At 63.0% G+C, this 17,472-nt stretch carries 16 protein-coding genes; 3 read left to right on the forward strand and 13 right to left on the reverse strand.

Translation table 11 applies throughout. The features are described 5' to 3' along the window. Window positions 1-5: 5 nt before the first annotated feature. The 10 genes from BI343_RS12180 to BI343_RS12225 all read right to left on the reverse strand — a co-directional run bounded on the left by BI343_RS12180 (window position 6) and on the right by BI343_RS12225 (window position 10,515). Complete coding sequence (locus BI343_RS12180; RefSeq protein WP_071109879.1) at window positions 6-1,049, reverse strand: bifunctional UDP-4-keto-pentose/UDP-xylose synthase; 1,044 nt, start codon at window positions 1,047-1,049, stop codon at window positions 6-8. Window positions 1,050-1,091: 42 nt separating this feature from the next. Next, complete coding sequence (locus BI343_RS12185; protein ID WP_071109880.1) at window positions 1,092-2,009, reverse strand: formyltransferase; 918 nt, start codon at window positions 2,007-2,009, stop codon at window positions 1,092-1,094. Continuing rightward, window positions 2,006-2,956, reverse strand: coding sequence for a glycosyltransferase (locus tag BI343_RS12190; protein ID WP_071109881.1), 951 nt, complete (start codon window positions 2,954-2,956; stop codon window positions 2,006-2,008). Before BI343_RS12190 ends, BI343_RS12185 begins: the two co-directional genes overlap by 4 nt. Before the next feature lie 5 nt (window positions 2,957-2,961). Further along, a complete protein-coding gene (locus tag BI343_RS12195; RefSeq protein ID WP_071109882.1) occupies window positions 2,962-4,086 on the reverse strand; it encodes a DegT/DnrJ/EryC1/StrS family aminotransferase in 1,125 nt (374 codons plus the stop codon). A 112-nt stretch (window positions 4,087-4,198) separates the two neighbouring features. Further along, complete coding sequence (locus tag BI343_RS12200; protein WP_043628054.1) at window positions 4,199-4,570, reverse strand: SMR family transporter; 372 nt, start codon at window positions 4,568-4,570, stop codon at window positions 4,199-4,201. Between the two features lie 148 nt (window positions 4,571-4,718). Further along, window positions 4,719-6,371, reverse strand: a complete 1,653-nt coding sequence (locus BI343_RS12205; protein WP_071109883.1) for an ArnT family glycosyltransferase — start codon at window positions 6,369-6,371, stop codon at window positions 4,719-4,721. Window positions 6,372-6,477: 106 nt separating this feature from the next. Next, complete coding sequence (hemF, locus tag BI343_RS12210; protein ID WP_071109884.1) at window positions 6,478-7,386, reverse strand: oxygen-dependent coproporphyrinogen oxidase; 909 nt, start codon at window positions 7,384-7,386, stop codon at window positions 6,478-6,480. Between the two features lie 148 nt (window positions 7,387-7,534). After that, window positions 7,535-8,353, reverse strand: coding sequence for an alpha/beta hydrolase (locus BI343_RS12215; RefSeq protein WP_071109885.1), 819 nt, complete (start codon window positions 8,351-8,353; stop codon window positions 7,535-7,537). A 96-nt stretch (window positions 8,354-8,449) separates the two neighbouring features. Then, window positions 8,450-9,802: an ATP-binding protein gene (locus BI343_RS12220; protein ID WP_071109886.1), complete on the reverse strand. Its 1,353-nt coding sequence runs from the start codon at window positions 9,800-9,802 to the stop codon at window positions 8,450-8,452. 2 nt (window positions 9,803-9,804) lie between these two features. Beyond that, window positions 9,805-10,515: a winged helix-turn-helix domain-containing protein gene (locus tag BI343_RS12225; protein ID WP_071109887.1), complete on the reverse strand. Its 711-nt coding sequence runs from the start codon at window positions 10,513-10,515 to the stop codon at window positions 9,805-9,807. A 424-nt stretch (window positions 10,516-10,939) separates the two neighbouring features. On the opposite strand from BI343_RS12225, the gene BI343_RS12230 reads away from it, so the two are divergent. Together BI343_RS12230 and BI343_RS12235 are read left to right on the forward strand one after the other, a co-directional pair. Next, the gene (locus BI343_RS12230; protein WP_071109888.1) at window positions 10,940-13,006 is read left to right on the forward strand and encodes a carbon starvation CstA family protein; all 2,067 of its coding nucleotides are present in this window, start codon (window positions 10,940-10,942) and stop codon (window positions 13,004-13,006) included. Continuing rightward, the gene (locus BI343_RS12235) at window positions 12,999-13,187 is read left to right on the forward strand and encodes a YbdD/YjiX family protein (protein ID WP_043628040.1); all 189 of its coding nucleotides are present in this window, start codon (window positions 12,999-13,001) and stop codon (window positions 13,185-13,187) included. The genes BI343_RS12230 and BI343_RS12235 overlap by 8 nt, the downstream gene beginning before the upstream one ends. Window positions 13,188-13,254: 67 nt before the next feature. Here BI343_RS12235 and BI343_RS12240 read toward each other — a convergent pair whose 3' ends face one another. Both BI343_RS12240 and BI343_RS12245 read right to left on the reverse strand, forming a co-directional pair. After that, the gene (locus BI343_RS12240; protein WP_071109889.1) at window positions 13,255-13,704 is read right to left on the reverse strand and encodes a cupin domain-containing protein; all 450 of its coding nucleotides are present in this window, start codon (window positions 13,702-13,704) and stop codon (window positions 13,255-13,257) included. 96 nt (window positions 13,705-13,800) lie between these two features. After that, window positions 13,801-14,826 carry a YeiH family protein gene (locus tag BI343_RS12245; protein WP_071109890.1) on the reverse strand — a complete coding sequence of 342 codons (1,026 nt, stop codon included), beginning with the start codon at window positions 14,824-14,826 and terminating at the stop codon, window positions 13,801-13,803. A gap of 105 nt (window positions 14,827-14,931) precedes the next feature. On the opposite strand from BI343_RS12245, the gene BI343_RS12250 reads away from it, so the two are divergent. After that, window positions 14,932-15,801, forward strand: coding sequence for a LysR family transcriptional regulator (locus BI343_RS12250; RefSeq protein ID WP_083340933.1), 870 nt, complete (start codon window positions 14,932-14,934; stop codon window positions 15,799-15,801). Between the two features lie 137 nt (window positions 15,802-15,938). Here the strand turns inward: BI343_RS12250 and BI343_RS12255 are convergent, their stop codons facing one another. Then, window positions 15,939-17,471, reverse strand: coding sequence for a DHA2 family efflux MFS transporter permease subunit (locus BI343_RS12255; RefSeq protein ID WP_071109891.1), 1,533 nt, complete (start codon window positions 17,469-17,471; stop codon window positions 15,939-15,941). Window position 17,472: the final 1 nt, after the last annotated feature.

The following is a 17,472-nucleotide window of genomic DNA, read 5'->3' on the forward strand; positions in this document are numbered from 1 at the left end:
GGGGATTACACCGACAGATCGCGGCTGGCGGCGACTTGGTCGCGGTAGTAGTCGTAGATGCCGCGCAGTGCGTCGGCCATGGTCACGCCCGGCTTCCAGTCCAGATCGGCCATGGTGTTGGCGATCTTGGGCACGCGGTTCTGCACGTCCTGGTAGCCCTTGCCGTAGTACTGGCCGGAGGTGGTTTCTTCAACCTTCACCTTGTCGGCGTTCAGCTGGTATTCCGGGTAGACGCGGGCCAGATCCAGCATCATCTGCGCCAGTTCGCGGATGGAGTAGTTGTTGGCCGGGTTGCCGATGTTGTAGATCTGGCCGGAAGCTTTGCCGTCCTTGTTCTCGATGATCTTCATCAGCGCGCTGATGCCGTCGTCGACATAGGTGAAGGCGCGCTTTTGATTGCCGCCGTCCACCAGCTTGATGGTCTCGCCGCGCACGATGTGGCCCAGGAACTGGGTGATCACGCGGCTGGAGCCTTCCTTCGGCGTGTTGATGTTGTCCAGGCCGCCGCCGATCCAGTTGAACGGGCGGAACAGCGTGTAATTCAGGCCCTCTTCCATCGCGTAGGCGTGGATCACGCGGTCCATCAGCTGCTTGGAGCAGGCGTAGATCCAGCGCGGCTTGTTGATCGGGCCGTAGATCAGCTGGGAGTTTTCCGGGTCGAACTCGGCGTCCTGGCTCATGCCGTACACTTCCGAGGTGGACGGGAACACCAGGTGTTTTTTGTACTTCACGCACTGGCGGACGATGGGCAGGTTGGCCTCGAAGTCCAGCTCGAACACGCGCAGCGGGTTGTTGACGTAGGTGGACGGGGTGGCGATGGCCACCAGCGGCAGCACCACGTCGCACTTCTTGACGTGGTATTCGATCCACTCCTTATTGATGGTGATGTCGCCTTCGAAGAAGTGGAAGCGCGGATGGTCCTTCCATTCGGCCACGCGGTCGGCATGCATGTCCATGCCGTAGATTTCCCAGTCGGTGGTTTCGATGATGCGCTTGGTCAGGTGGTGGCCGATGAAACCGTTCACGCCCAGGATCAGTACTTTCTTCATTGGATGTCCTCACTCGCCCATAGGCGGAATAATCGAATTCTTTTACAGCGTCAGCGCGTCGGTTCCAACGCGGCCGGCGAAGTTGTCGGCAGTCAGCGGCAGGCCTTCCAGCTCCGCTTCCAGCACCATCAGGCGGCCGCCGTCGGAGCAGCGCAGCCACAGTTGGCCGTCGACGGCGTAAAGCTCGGCGCGCGCGGCAGGCTCGGCAAAGCCGGCGCGCAGCGTTTTCCACAATAACAGGCGGCCGGCGGCGGTGTCGGCGAAAGCGCCTGGAAACGGCCGCGTCAGCGCGCGCACGAAGTTGTGCAGTTGCGCGGCCCCGGCCTGCGCGTCGATGCGGCCGTCTTCCGGCTTGCGCCCGCCAAAATACGCGCCCAGGCTTAAATCCTGCTGGATATGCGGCGCGCTGCCGGCGATCAGGCCGGGCAGGCTGTGCCACAACACCATTTCCGCCGCCAGCGTGACCTTGGCGAACACTTCGTCGGCGCTGTCGTCCGGCAGGATGGGCACCGCCATCTGATCGACGATGGGGCCGTTGTCCGGCTTGATGTTCATCTGGTGCAAGGTGGCGCCGGTTTCGGCCTCGCCATGGATGATGGCCCAGTTGATCGGCACCCGGCCGCGGTACTTGGGCAGCAGCGAACCGTGCATATTGTACGCGCCGCGACGAGCGGCTTCCAATAGCGGCGCCTTCAGCATGTGGCGGTAATAGAAGGAGAACACGAAATCGGCCTGGCAGGCTTGGACCTGTTCGACGACCTCCGGCGCATTCGGGTCATCCGGCGTGATCACCGGAATGCCGTAGTCGCGGGCGGTCTGGGCTACGCTGCCAAACCAGATGTTCTCGTTCGGGTTGTCCTGATGAGTGACGACCAGCGCGACCTCGACGCCGCGGCCGATCAGCGCCTTCAGGCAGCGCACGCCGACGTTGTGGTAGGCGAAGACGACGGCGCGGCTCATGCTTGGCTTTCCTTCTGCTCCAGCACCGCCTGGATCACGTAGCGCGGCCGGGAACGCACTTCCTGGTAGATGCGGCCGATGTATTCGCCCAACAGGCCGATGCCGAACAGCGCGATGCCCACCAGGAAGAACACGATGGCGAACAGCGTGAACACGCCGCCCACTTCCGGTCCCAGGATCAGCCGGCGCAGGATCAGGTAGATCACCAGGATGCCGGAGCCTGCCGATACCGCCATCCCCAGCAGCGAAAACCATTGCAGCGGCACGATGGAGAAGCCGGTCATCAGGTCGAAGTTCAGCCGGATTAGGCTGTACAGCGAGTACTTGGACTCGCCGGCGAAGCGCTCCTCATGGCCGACGACCACTTCGGTCGGATTTTGCGCAAACTGGTAGGCCAGCGCCGGAATGAAGGTGTGCAGCTCATTGCATTGATTGATGGTGTCGATGATGCGGCGGCTGTAGGCGCGCATCATGCAGCCCTGGTCGGTCATCTTGATGCGGGTCAGCTTCTCGCGCAGCCGGTTCATCGCGCGGCTGGCCACGTGGCGCCACAGGCTGTCGTTGCGCTGGCGGCGGATGGAGCCGACGTAGTCGTGGCCCTTGTCCATCTCCGCCAGCAGCAGGCCGATGTCTTCCGGCGGGTTCTGCAGGTCGGCGTCCAGCGTCACCACGCGTTCGCCGCGGCTGTGCTCGAAGCCGGCCAGAATGGCGCGGTGCTGGCCGAAGTTGCCGTTGAACAGCACTACGCGCGTGACGTCCGGCCGTTGGGCGAACTGGTCGGCCAGCATGGCGGCGCTCTTGTCGCGGCTGCCGTCATTGATGAAGATGATCTCGTAGCGCAGCTTCAGCGCGTCCAGCGCGGGGTACAGGCGGTCGAACAGCGCCGGCAGCACGTCTTGTTCGTTGTAGACCGGGATGACCACGGAAAGGTTGATGGCGGTATTCATGAGTCTCAGTGTAAAACGGCGCGCAGCACGGCGCTGAAGGTTTGGCAGACGCGGATCACGTCTTCGTCGCGCATCGCCGGGAATAGCGGCAGCGTCACGGTGCGCGCGCCGATGTCCTCCGCCACCGGAAACTGCCCTTCGGCATAACCCTTTTCGCGGAACAGCGTGAACAGGTGCATGGCCGGGTAGTGCACGCCGACGCCGATGTGCTCGGCCTTCATGCGGGCGATGAACTCGCCGCGGCCGATGCGCATGCGCTGCAAGGGCAGCAGTGGCTGGAACATGTGCCAGTTGCTGTTCTGGAAGTCTTCCGGCGGCAGCGCGCAGCCGAGCGAGCGGTCGAAATGCTGGAAATACAGGCGCGCCAGTTCGCGGCGGCGGGCGTTGAAGCCGTCCAGTTTTTTCAACTGACCGAGCCCTATCATGGCGGCGATGTCCGTCATATTGGCCTTGCCGCCCAGCACGTCCACGTCCATGGTGCCGTCGGCGAAGCGGGTCACGCCCTGCAGCCGCAGTTTTTCGAACAGCCGCGCTTCTTCATCGTTGTTTAGCACCAGGCAGCCGCCTTCGCCGCTGGTCATGTTCTTGTTGGCGTGGAAACTGAACGAGATCAGGTCTCCCTCGCGGCCGATGCGCCGTCCCTGCCAGTTGGCGCCCATCGATTGCGCGGCGTCTTCCACCACGCGCAGCTTATGGCGGCGGGCGATGCCGTACAGGCGGTCGCGGTCCACCGGTAGGCCGGCCAGGTCCACCGGAATGATGGCCTTGGTGCGCGGGGTGATCGCGGCTTCGATCTTGGACAGGTCGATATTGCGGGTGAGTGGATCGGCATCGACAAACACCGGCGTCGCGCCCACTTTCAGGATCACATTGGCGGTGGCGATCCAGCTCAGCGGGCAGGTGATGACTTCGTCACCGGGACCGATGCCGGCGATCTGCAGCGCCATCTCCAATGCGGCGGTGGCGGACGAAACCAGCCGCACCGGGCGGCCGCCGCAGAAGGCGGACAGCTCGGCTTCCAGCTGCTGGCAACGCGGGCCGGTGGTAATCCAGCCTGAGCGCAATACTTCGCCGACGGCGGCGATGGTGTCCTCGTCTATGGCGGGACGGGTAAACGGCAGAAAATCCATATCAAACCCTGAGAATTAGCCACGGAAGCACACGGAAACACACGGAAGGCCGTGTGGGGCCGTGAATCTTTCCGTGTCATTCCGTGTGCTTCCGTGGCCAATGAATCGTTTTTCAGCTGCGCGCGACCACCACCACGCCGACGATGATCACGGCGATGCCGATCAGCTTCTGCGCGGTGAGGGCCTCGCCAAACAGCCAGTAGGCCAAGAGCGCGTTGACCACATAGCCGATGGACAGCATGGGGTAGGCCACGCTGACCTCGACGCGCGACAGCGCCATGATCCACACCACCACGCTGACCACATAGCAGGACAAACCGCCGATGATGGGCAGATTGGTGGCCAGCGACCAGGCGGTCGGCCAGGCATTGGCCAGCGAAAAATCAAAGTGGCCGATCTGGCGCACGCCTGCCTTCAAGCATAGCTGCGCGGCAGCATTCAGCAGCACGCCGAACAGGATCAATCCAAATTCAATCAGTTTCATAGAACAACCAGTTAGCGCCACGGAAACACACTGAAGCACGCGGAAAAAACAGGATGGTGTCGCTGGCTTTTGTCAGAGTCAGGTAGGCGACACCATTATGGCCAGATTTTTTCGTGTCATTCCGTGTGTTTCCGTGGCAAATTATCCATCAAGGTTTGGCCACCACCATGCGCCGCGGGTCCTGATAGATCACCTTCATCGGCAGGCCCTGTTTCTGCAGCTCCTGATAGGTGTCGTCGCCCAGCATGGCGACGGCCTTGGGCGCGGCGCGCCAGCGTTCGACGAATTGCCCGATATGCGGCATCCAGCGCTGCGGTTCCTGCCCTTCGCCGAACTCGAACTCGTCGACGAATTCCACCAGCGTCACTGGCCGGCCCACATAGTAGGGGAAGGTCTGATCGTAGTAGCGGACGGAGTAGATTTCGCTGTCCGGCGTCAGATACGGCTGGATTTGTGCGACGATTTTCTTGCTGCCCTTGAGCCGGCCATAGCTGTCGTGGCCGCTGGCGGCCTGCGTCACCGCCAGCAGGCTGCCAAAGGACAGCGCGGCCACGGCGGCCAGCATCTGCTGGCGGCCCAGCGCGCGCCAGGCGAAGACCGCGCCGATCAGGAACAACGCCGCGCCGGCGGCGATGAAGCGGGCAAACGGCAGGATCACGTCTGGCGGCGAGTCGGCGTTGGCGAAGCGGTCGGCGAACGGCCAGGCGAAGAGCAGGGCCAGCCACAGCAGAGCCGGCAGAATCATATGCTTTTTCAGCTCGCGCGGGGCCATCCGGCTGAAGCTGTGCGCCAGCAGCAGGGCCAGCGCCGGGAATAGCGGCAGGATGTAGGACGGCAGCTTGGAGCTGGACTTGCTGAAGAAGGCGAAGATGAACACGCTCCAGATCAGCAGCAGGCGGCCGACGCGCAGGCCGGCGGCGCGATCGCTCCAGCCCTCCTTGACGAGGCGCGGCAGCAGCGTGGTCCACGGCAGCAGGCCCAGGATCAGGTAGGGCACGAAATACCATGGCGCGCCGGTGCGCTTGTGTTCGGTGGTGAGGAAGCGTTCGAAATGTTCGCGGATGAAGAAAAAGTGGGCGAAATCCGGATTGCGTTCCGAAACCAGCGCGAACCACGGGGCTGTGAGGGCGAAGAACAGCGCCAGGCCGCTGAGCCAGTGCATGCGTTTCCAGAACGCCCATTGCCAGTTGACCAGGCTGTACAGCACTAGGGTGGCGCCGGGGATCAGCAGGCCGATCAGGCCCTTGCTCAGCACCGCGCCGGCCATGGCCGCCCAGGTGATCCACATCGCCCAGCGGGTTTCGGCGCGGCTGGCGCCGTCGCGCTGGGCCAGCAGAAAGCCACATAGCGCCGAGGTCAGGAAGAAGCTGACGCCCATGTCCAACGACAGGAAATGGCTGTTGGCGATGATCCAGGCCATGCCGCCTGCGGCCAGCGCGGCGTAGCGGCCAGCGTCCACGCCCCATAGCTTGCGCGCGGTCAGCGCCACCGCCGCCACGCTGAGAAAGCCGGTCAGGCCCGGCCAGAAGCGGGCGGCGAACTCGTTGACGCCGAAGGCGGCGAAGCTCAAAGCGCCCATCCAGTATTGCAGGATGGGTTTTTCGAAGTACAGCAAGCCGTTGAGCCTGGGCGTGATCCAGTCGCCGCTGTGCAGCATGAACAGCGAGATGGTGGCGTAGCGGCCCTCGTCGGCGTGGATCAAGCCGCGATAGCCCAAGCTGCCGAACCAGATCAGCGCGAACAGCAGCCAGATGGCGGCTTCCAGCGCGCGAGGCAGGGCAGTGGCCTTGGAGTGGTTCATCGAGGATTCCGAAGTCATTGGTCAGAAGGCGCCGGGGCCGGGAAACCGGTTAGGATACCCGATCCCGCCGCCGCTGTGGGGTGCTCGAAGGCCCGCCCATCCTGGTTCATACCCAGTCGTGCGGAGGCAGGAAATCGGTGTAGAGCAGGGCCTCCGCGCTGCCCGGCTCCGGCTGGTAGCCGTATTCCCAGCGCACCAGCGGAGGCATCGACATCAGGATGGATTCGGTGCGGCCGCCGGACTGCAGGCCAAACAGCGTGCCGCGGTCCCATACCAGATTGAATTCGACGTAGCGCCCGCGCCGGTACAGCTGAAATTGGCGCTCGCGCGTCCCCCAGGTCGTGTCCTTGCGCGCTTGCACGATGGGCAGGTAGGCATCCAGATAGCCGTTGCCCACGGCTTGCATGAAGGCGAAGCTCTGGTCGAAGCCCCATTCGTTCAGATCATCAAAGAACAGCCCGCCGACGCCGCGCGCCTCGTTGCGGTGTTTCAAGTAGAAGTATTCGTCGCACCATTTCTTGTAGCGCGGGTAGACCTCTGGGCCGAACGGCGCGCACAGATCGCGCGCCACCGTGTGCCAATGCACCACGTCCTCCCGCACCGGGTAGAACGGCGTCAGGTCGAAGCCGCCGCCGAACCACCACACCGGCGCCTCGCCTGCTTTCTCCGCAATGAAGAAGCGCACATTGGCGTGGCTGGTGGGGACGTGCGGGTTATGCGGGTGGATCACCAGCGACACGCCCATGGCCTCGAAGCGGCGGCCGGCCAGCTCCGGGCGGTGCGCGGTGGCGGAGGCGGGCAGGGCGTCGCCATGGACATGCGAGAAGTTGACGCCGGCCTGCTCGAACACCGCGCCGTTGCTGAGCACGCGGCTGCGTCCGCCGCCGCCGGCCTCGCGCTGCCAGGCATCCTCGACAAAGCGCCCATCGCCGTCCGCGCCCTCCAGCGCCGCGCAGATGCGGTCTTGCAGGTCGAGCAGGAAGGCTTTTACGGCGTCGCTGTGCGGGTGGCTCATGTCGGGGTCCATGGATCTGGGTAACAGAGGGCGATTGTAGCAGAGCCGGCGCGTATGCTGCCCGGCTGCCGCCATGGCGCGAAGACCAAAAAATTGCCCGCCTAGCGGCGGGCCGAATCGTACAAAGGGATGGAACTGAGTCAGGCGTTCAGGCCGCCACGTAGGCGGTCCAGCCGTAAGAGGGCTCTGACGCCTTCGCTTGCGGCGCGGCGTTGAAGAATTTCAGGCTGCGCTGCAGCACCTCGGCGCGTTCGTTGTCCACCATCACCATGTGGTAGCTGTTGGACAGCGGCATGAAGTCGACCGGGCCGCCCAAGTATTGCATCAGATAGTGGGCGGAGCGCGGGCTGGTGATGTCGTCTTCGTCGGCGTGCACGATCAGCGTCGGACAGGTGATTTCGTGCAGATGGCGCTTCAGCTGGCGGCGCAGGCGGTCCACTTCGCGGATGCAGGCCAGAGGGATGTAGGCGTAGTGGAAACGATCGCCGCGCTCGAAGCGCTGCTGGATGGCCTTGCGGATGCGCACGTTCTTGATGCCGAACGGCGACACTTCCGGCACGCGCATCTTTTTGGCCAAGCGCGGCACAAGGTAAACCGCGTGGCGCAGCCAGGTCAGCTTGGGCAGGCTCCAGCCGTCGAGGAACATCGGCGGCGCGTACAGCGCCAGCTTGTCCTGATGGTTTTCCCGGCGCGCGACTTCCAGCGCCACCAGGCCGCCCAGGCAGACGCCAGCCAAGTGCACCACCTTGTGCTTGGCCTTCAGCGCGCGGTATTCCTTGCGAATGCTTTCCACCCAATCCTCCCAGCCGACGCTGAGCAGGTCTTCCGGCGAGCCGCCGTGACCGGGCAGCACCGGGGAGTGGGTAACGATGTCGGCGTCTTCCAGCGTGCGGCCCAGCGCGCCCAAATCATATGCGGTGCCGCCTAGGCCGTGTACCAGCAACGCCGCCGGTCGAGTGGAAACCATGCTGCCTAATCCCTGATGAGTTGATGATGGGATTATCCGGAATAGCCGGCAAGCGGTCTGTTGGCTTCCTGTCGGCGCTTTGTGACGGTGAGTGACTTATTGCGGCGGCGGCGATGGTTGCGCAATGATTATGCGGAAGCGGGCGCCGCCCAGATCGCTGGCGCCGGCGCTGGCTTGGCCGTGGTGGTGTTCGGCGATCAAGCGGACGAAGGACAGGCCCAGACCGTGGCCGCCGGTGGCGCGGTCGCGGCTGCGATCCAGCCGCAGGAAGGGCTCGAACACTTTGTCGCAGTCTTCTTGCGGAATGCCGCAGCCGTCGTCGTCCACTTCTATGATCAGCTGCGCGCCTTGGTGGTAGACCTTCATCCTGACCTGGCTCTGGGCGTACTTGAAAGCGTTCAGAAGCAGGTTGCGGGTGGCGATGTACATCAGCTTGCGGTCGAAGGCGCCGTCCTCGTGCGGACAGTCCAGCGTCAAGGCCAGGTTGGCGGGTTTCAGGGGCGTGACGATGTCAATCAAGTCGTCGAACCAGTCGAACAGATTGATGGTTTCCAGATGAAGCGGCACTTCGCTGCGCTTGAGTTTGGAGAGTTCCATGCTGGTGTTGATCAGGTCCTCCAGTTCGTAGAGGTCGCGTTCCATCCCGTCGCGATAACGTTGCCACTCGGCCTGATCCTCTTCCTCTTCCAGCATGGTCAGGCCAAAGCGCAGGCGGGCGATCGGTGTGCGGATTTCGTGCGCGATGGCGTGCGACAGAGCTTGCCGCGTTTCCATCTGCCGCTCCAGGCGTTCGGCCATGCTGTTGAAAGCCAGCGGCAGCGGCGCGAACAGCCGGCTGGTGGCGGAGCGCGCGCGGGCGCTGAAGTCGCCTTCGGCAAAAGCCTCGGCGGTGCGCCTCACTTCCAGCAGATCGGTCCACAGCGGCCGCAGAATGAAATAGAGTAGGGTGCCCAGGGTGCTGCCGGACAGCACCATCCAGACCAGCAGCACCTGAATGTCCTCGCTGATCCAGGTGCTCTCGCTGGATTGCACATCCAGCGGGCCCAGCGCCAGCAGGCGTTTGTCGCCTGGCATCGTCACGTACAGCAGTTGGTTGTCGCTGTCGAGGTACGGCTTGCCTTGGCGCAACAGCGGAACGGCGTCCTTGGCGATGTCTGCCGGCGGCTGATCGACCAGCCGCAAGGGATAGCTGAAGCGGCTGGACAGATTGGTCAGTTCGGCATCCCAGCGTTGCGGCGGTTGCTGCAGCAGCCGGTCTTGAATCAGCGCCACGGTGCCGTTCATGAAATGCACTCGGCTGGATTGGTCGCTGGTTTCATACAGCTTGGTCACCAGAAAGCCGAAGCCAATGATGATCAACAGCTCCACCAGCATGGTGATCAGGAAGTAGCGCGCGAACAGGGTGCCCAGCGTAGGCTTGAACCAGACGCGCAGTTTTTTCGGCGACATGGTTATTCCCAATCGCTGCGCGAGAACAAATACCCCTTGCCGCGCACGGTCTTGATGCGGGCCGGCGTGTCGGGGTTGTCGCCCAGCTTGCGGCGCAGCCGCGAGATGCGGGCGTCGATCGAACGGTCCAGGCCGTCGAAGCCGATGCCGCGAAGCTCGCTCATGATGTCGTCGCGCGACAGCACCTGGCCGGCGTGAGTGGCCAACAGCCACAGCAGGTCGAATTCGGCCGTGGTCAGCTCGATCTGCTCGTCCCCGAGCAGCGCTTCGCGCGTGGCTTGGCTGATGCGGAACTGGCCGAAGGTGATGCTGTCGTTCTCCACCACGACCCCGCCGCCTTCCGATTGCGCGCCGCTGCGGCGCAGCAGGGCGCGGATGCGCGCCAGCAGCCGGCGCGGCTCCACCGGCTTGGCCAGGTAGTCGTCGGCGCCCAGTTCCAGGCCGAGGATTTCATCCACGTCTTCGTCGCGCGCCGTCATCATCAGAATGCGGCCGCCGTAGTGCGGGCGCACGTCGCGGCAGACATCGAAGCCCTCCTTGCCCGGCAGCATCACGTCCAGCACCACCAGGTCAGGCCGGGCGTCCAGGATGACCGCCGGCGCGGTGTCGCCGCGGCCATGCAGGCTAACCAGATAACCATGCTTGGTCAGATAGGCCGCGATCAATTCCGCCAGCCTGGCGTCGTCTTCCACGATGAGAATGTGTTGTGCCATTGCGTCCGAGTGTTTCGATCCCTTGGGTAAAAATAGTAACACGCGTTTGAATACTTGGCAGGCGGGGTTACGCGCCTGTGCAAATGGATTTTTCAAACGATGCCGATCCGCTTGCGCTTCCGAGAACGGCCGCGGGGCGCTGGCCTAATGGCCTGGCTGCCGGGGCAGCCGTTTTGTGGGGATATAAAGTGGTCCAACTCCTCTGGCCACGGCGGGTATGGGCAGAACGTTTTCTTATTCCGCATGGCGCGGAAAATAAGCGCCGGCTGAATCAAGACATTCAATAGGATATTGGCTCTAATTTAGCTTGAGTTTCATTCCGCATGTCGACAAAATCAACAGTATAGAACCATACCCGGACACCGGCCGGCAGATGGGCTGCCAGTCAAGGAAAGCTGGGGGAGATAGAGAACAGGGACTCCTTATGCAACAGATCAAGCAGTGCGTCGTCTGGCTGCTGGTGGCGCTGACGGGGGCGACGGCCTTCGCCATGATGGCGCTCAACCGCGGCGAGACGATCAACGCGGTGTGGCTGGTGGTGGCCGCCTTGTCGGTATACGCCATCGCCTATCGCTTCTACAGCCGCTTCATCGCCGACAAAGTGCTGGAGCTGGACGCGCGCCGACTGACGCCGGCCGAGAAGTTCAACGACGGGCTCGATTACGTGCCCACCAATAAATGGGTGGTGTTCGGCCACCACTTCGCCGCGATTGCCGGCGCCGGCCCGCTGGTGGGGCCGGTCTTGGCGGCGCAGATGGGCTATCTGCCCGGCACCTTGTGGATCCTGGTCGGCGTGATGATCGCCGGCGCGGTGCAGGACTTCCTCACGCTGTTCCTGTCCATGCGCCGCGACGGCAAGTCTCTGGGCGAGATGATCCGCCAGGAACTGGGCGACATCCCCGGCGTGATCGCCTCCATCGGCGTGCTGATGATCATGGTGATCCTGCTGGCGGTGCTGGCGCTGGTGGTGGTCAAGGCGCTGGCGGACAGCCCATGGGGCACTTTCACCATCGCCTGCACCATCCCCATTGCCTTGTTCATGGGCGTATACAGCCGTTTCGTCCGGCCGGGCAAGATCGGCGAGGTGTCGGTGCTGGGCTTCATTTTGCTGATGCTGGCCATTGTCTACGGCGGCGACGTGGCCAAGAGCGCCACGCTGGCGCCGCTCTTCACGCTGAAGGGCACCACGCTGGCCTGGGTGCTGATCGGCTACGGCTTCATCGCCTCGGTGTTGCCGGTCTGGCTGCTGCTGGCGCCGCGCGACTATCTGTCCACCTTCCTGAAGATCGGCACCATTGTCGGCCTGGCCATCGGCATCCTGATCGTGGCGCCGCCGCTGCACATGCCGTCCGTCACCAAATTCATCGACGGCAGCGGCCCGGTGTTCTCCGGCAATCTGTTCCCCTTCCTGTTCATCACCATCGCCTGCGGCGCGGTGTCCGGCTTCCATTCGCTGGTGGCTTCCGGCACGACGCCGAAGCTGGTAGAGAATGAAACCCAGGCGAGGATGATAGGCTACGGCGCGATGCTGGTGGAAAGCTTCGTCGCCATCATGGCGCTGATCGCCGCCTGCGTGCTGGATCCGGGCGTGTATTTCGCCATGAACAGCCCGGCGGCCCTGATCGGCAAAACCGCGGTCGATGCCGCGCAGGTGATTTCCGGCTGGGGCTTCGTCATCACGCCGGATGCGCTGACGCAACTGGCGGCCGACGTGGGCGAGCATACCGTGCTGTCGCGCGCCGGCGGCGCGCCGACGCTGGCGGTGGGCATGGCTCACATCCTGTCCGGCGTCATCGGCGGCAAAACCATGATGGCGTTCTGGTACCACTTCGCCATTCTATTTGAAGCGTTGTTCATCCTCACCACGGTGGACGCCGGCACCCGCGTGCTGCGCTTCATGATCCAGGACTTGCTGGGCTTCTTCGTCAAGCCGATGGCCAACACCGAGTCGTGGGCGGCCAACTTCGTCGCCACTGGCCTGGCCGTGGCTGCATGGGGCTACTTCCTGTACCAGGGCGTGGTCGATCCGCTGGGCGGCATCAACACGCTGTGGCCGTTGTTCGGCATCGCCAACCAGATGCTGGCGGGCATCGCGCTGATCCTGGCGACGGTGGTGCTGGTGAAAATGCAGAAGACCCGTTACGTGTGGGTAACGGCGGTGCCGACGCTCTGGCTGCTGCTGGCCACGCTGACCGCAGGTTGGCAGAAGCTGTTCCATGACAGCCCCAAGATCAGCTTCCTGGCCCATGCCGAAAAGTTCTCCGCCGCGGCGGCCAAGGGCGAAGTACTGGCTCCGGCCAAGAATATGGCGCAAATGCAGCAGATTATCTTCAACGATTATGTGGACGCCACGCTGACCGCCATGTTCATCGCAGTGGTGGTGGCGATGTTGCTGTTCGGCCTGCATGTGATACGCAAGTCTTTGGCGGTGAAATGGGTCACCACCAAGGAAGTGCCGGCGGTGTACCGGCAAGGAGAGGCAAATGGCTGATATCTGGAAAACCTTGGCCCAAACCGCGCGCTTGATGGTGGGGGTCAAGGATTATGATGCCTATGTGGTCAGTCGGCGGCGTTTCAATCCCGAGGCGGAAGTGATGAGCCGCGAGGCTTTTCTCCTCCGTTGCCAGGAAGAGCGCTATGGCGGCAAGTCCATGAAGAAATGCCCATGCTGATTTGAATGATCGCAGGGTCATGCGAAAGCCGCCCGGCCATGCCGGGCGGCTTTATTTATTGGCTGGTTCAATCGGCTGGATGGCTGAGCGCCATGCCGGGGCTGCCGGCATAGAAAACCAGTAATTCCACCGCTTCATCGCCGGTGAAGCCGCGATGCGTTTCGCCTACCATTTCAGGCAGGGTATCGCCTGCGCGCAATGGCTTTTGCAGGCCATCGGCTTTTTTCTCTACGGTCAAAGAACCTGATAGCACATACGCGGCGTTGGGCATGGGGTGGCTATGCCAAGGCAAATTGGTGTGGGGCGGAATGGTGATTTTGAGCAAGGTCAGCTCCGGCTTGCCTTCGGGATAGGTTGCGTAGGCCATGCCATCCCATGACGAGCTAGTTTTGAGCAAGACCTCCGTGCGTACCGACTCGGTTCCTGTCGGCGGTTCCGTGCTGGCGGCTTGAGCCAGTGGAGCGAACAGCCAAAGCGCGCTTGCCAGGAGCAGCGTAATAGAGGGGGAGTGACTCATCGATTTTCTCCTTTGTCTACGAATCCGATGGCGCTGCCCAAGAATCGGCTAGCAATAAGCCCCTGGCAGACAGGGGCTTGGCGAGTGTAGTTGGGATCAGCGCAGCAGGCTTAGCACGCCCATATTGATCAATCCTCCGCCTATGATCAACCAGCCGAACAGCGCGCTGGCCAGCAGCATCGGCTTGGCGCCGGCCTGGCGGATGGCGGAGACGTGGGTGGTGATGCCCAGCGCGCCCATGGCGGCCGCCAGCAGCAGGTTGTCCAGCGCGATGATCTGTTGCACCAGCGTGTGCGGCAGCAGACTGAAGGAATTGAAACCGGCTACGGCGAGGAAGGCGACGGCGAACCAGGGGATGCTGATGCCGGTTTTCTCATGCGTATTGCCGCGATGCTTCTTGGCAATCCAGGAAGACAAGGCGATCAGGAACGGCGCCAGCATCATCACCCGTATCATCTTGGTGATCACCGCGGTATTCATCGCCGCGTCGCTGACCGACTTGCCGGCGGCTACCGCCTGCGCCACTTCATGAATGGTGGAGCCGGCGAACAGGCCATAGCTGAATTCGGTAATGCCCAGGTGGCGCACCGCCTCGAACATCACCGGCCACAGGAACATGGCTGCGGTGCCAAACACCACCACAGTGGCGACGGCGACGGCGACTTTTTCCGCGTGAGCTTTCAGCACCGGCTCGGTGGCCAGGATGGCGGCCGCGCCGCAGATCGAGCTGCCGGCGCCGATCAGGATCACGCTCTGCTCGTCCAGCCCCAGCTTCTTGCGGCCCAGCCAGAAGGCTAGGAAGAAGGTGGAGGTCAGCACCAGCGCGTCGATCAGCACGCCGGAGAAACCGACGGCGGCGATGTCTTGGAAGGTCAATTTGAAGCCGAACAGGATGATGCCGGCGCGCAGCAGCTTTTGCTTGGAGAAGGCGATGCCTTGATGGCTGGGCACGGCGATAAAGCGATAGACGGTATTGCCGATGATCATGCCGCCGACGATGGCGATGGTCAGGGCGGAGAAGCCCAGGCTTTTCATCGCCGGCAGATCGGCCGCCCAGATGGCGGCGCCCGCCAGACCCAGCGACAGCGCCAGGCCGGGAATAATATTGCGATAGTTAGTCATATGTTCATGCCTCTTTGCTATATGCCTAACGATACGCGCAGCGATGTAAGTAGAAAAACGGATAAAATTAATATATACAATTAGAAAAACTGTTTTGGAGACGGTATGGGCCTGCGCATCAGTCTGCGAGAACTGGAAGTCTTCGTCGCCGTAGCGGAATGGAATACCGTCACACGCGCCGCCGAGCAAGTGGCGCTGACGCAGTCGGCGGCCAGCCAGGCGCTGGACAAGTTGGAGCAGGGGCTAGGCGTCAAGCTGTTTGACCGCGTCGGCCGCCGGCTGCTGATCAACGAACATGGCCGCTTGCTGCTGCCGCGCGCGCGCGCTTTGCTGGACGCGGCGGGCGATGTGCAGAACCTGTTCCACAGCGGCGAACTGGCTTTGCGCATAGGCGCCAGCACCACCATCGCCAACTATCTGCTGCCGTCTTTGCTGGCCGCGTTCCGCAAGGACTGGCCGCAGGCGCGGCTGGAACTGGATGTGGCCAATACCCGCGACATCGTCGAGGCGGTGGCGGCGTTTCGGGTCGATTTCGGCCTGATAGAAGGCCCCTGCCATCATCCGGAGCTGCTGGCCGATGCATGGCGGCAGGATGAGCTGCTGGTGTTCGCCGCCGTCGATCATCCGCTTGCTGGCCGCAAGGTGACGGCGGATGAGCTGGCCGACGCGTCGTGGATTCTGCGCGAGCCCGGTTCCGGCACCCGCGAGGAAGTGGAGCGGGTGCTGCTGCCGCATCTGAACCGGCTGGCGATAGGCATGGAGCTGGGCCACTCGGAGGCGATCAAGCACGCGGTGGCGGCCGGGCTTGGCGTCAGCTGCCTGTCGCGCCATGTGGTGGCGGATTTGCTGGCGGCCGGCAGCGTGGTGGAAGTGGACGCAAACCTGCCCTTGCTGACGCGGACGCTGTTTCGGGTGCAGCACCGCGACAAGGCGGTCAGCCGCGGGATGGAAGCGTTTAACGGATTTCTGCAGTAATGCGGGATAGCCAGGAAAACCACGAAAGAACACAACTGGATCGATCCCCGTCTCGTGTTTGTGAAGACGGTTTGGGGTCGGATGTCGTTATTGCGTGTCGTTTCGTGGTTTTCGTGGCGGATCCCATGGTTTTAACGCTAATGCGCCCCGCTATCCCCGCCGGAAGCGGTAAACGGCGGTTTGGCGAACCACACCAAGGCGATCAGCAGCACGAACAGGATGCCGGACACCCAGAAGATTTCGTTGGCCGCCATGATGTAGCCCTGCTGGGTGATCTGCAGCTGGGTCAGCGCCTGTTGCTGCGTGTTGCCCAGCCCCAGTTTGCTCATCGCGTCGAACCAGGAGACCGAGGCCGGATCGTATTGCGTCACATGTTCGGTCAGTTTGGAGTGGTGCAGCGCCTCGCGGCGGTCCCACATCGTGGTGGTGATCGAGGTGCCGATGCTGCCCGCCAGAATCCGCAAGAAATTCGACAGGCTGGACGCGCTGGCGATGCGCGACGGATGCAGGCCGGACAGCGTGATCGTGGTCAATGGCATGAAGAAGCAGGCCACGCCTATGCCTTGCACCACCTGCGGCCACACCACATAGGAAAAGTCCATCTGGGTGTTGAAGTTGCTGCGCCAGAAAAAGCAGATGGCGTAGACGCTGAAGCTCAGCGTCACCAGCCAGCGCATGTCCCAGCGGTGCGCGTTCTTGCCGATAATGGGCGACAGCACCACCGGAATCAGGCCGATGGGCGCGGCGGCCAGGCCGGCCCAGGTGGCGGTATAGCCTAGCTGGGTCTGCAGCATCAAGGGCAGCAGCACCACGGCCCCGAAGTACAGCATGAAGCCCAGGCTGATGGCGATGGTGCCGACCGTGAAGTTGCGCTCCTTGAACAGCGTCAGGTCGACGATGGGATGGTCCTCGCCCAGTTCCCAGATCACCAGATAGGTCAGCGTCAGGAAGGCGATCACCGCCAGGGTCACGATCTCGGCGGAGTTGAACCAATCGAGCTCCTTGCCGCGGTCCAGCACCATCTGCAGCGAGCCGACGCCGATCACCAGCAAGGCCAGGCCTATCTTGTCGATAGGCAGGTCAAAGGTGTCGGTTTCCCGGCTCTTCAGGATGCGCCAGGAGACGAAGGCTGCAGCCAGCCCCACCGGCACGTTGATGAAGAAGATCCAGCCCCAGTGCCAATTGTCGCTGATGACCCCGCCCAGTATCGGGCCGAACACCGGCGCGACGATGACCGTCATCGCCCATAGCGCCAGCGCCATGCCTTTCTTGGCAGGCGGATAGCAGGACAGCAGCAGGCTTTGCGACAGCGGAATCATCGGGCCGGCAACGGCGCCTTGCAGCACGCGGAAGAAAATCAGCATTTCCAGGCTGCTGGACATGCCGCACAGCCAGGATGTCAGCACAAACAGAAGGGTGGAGGCGGTGAACAGCTTCACTTCGCCGAAGCGCTTGGCCAGCCAGCCGGTCAAGGGCACCGAAATGGCGTTGGCCACGCCGAAGGAGGTGATCACCCAAGTGCCTTGGCTGGTGGCGGCGCCGAGGTTGCCCGAAATGGTGGGCAGCGCCACGTTGGCGATGGTGGTGTCCAGCACCTGCATGAACACCGACATCGACAGCGCCAGCGTGATCCAGACCAGTTTCGAGCCGGTCAGTGGCGGTTGATTCATG

The sequence above is a fragment of the Chromobacterium amazonense genome (genome assembly GCF_001855565.1).
Taxonomy (GTDB): domain Bacteria; phylum Pseudomonadota; class Gammaproteobacteria; order Burkholderiales; family Chromobacteriaceae; genus Chromobacterium; species Chromobacterium amazonense.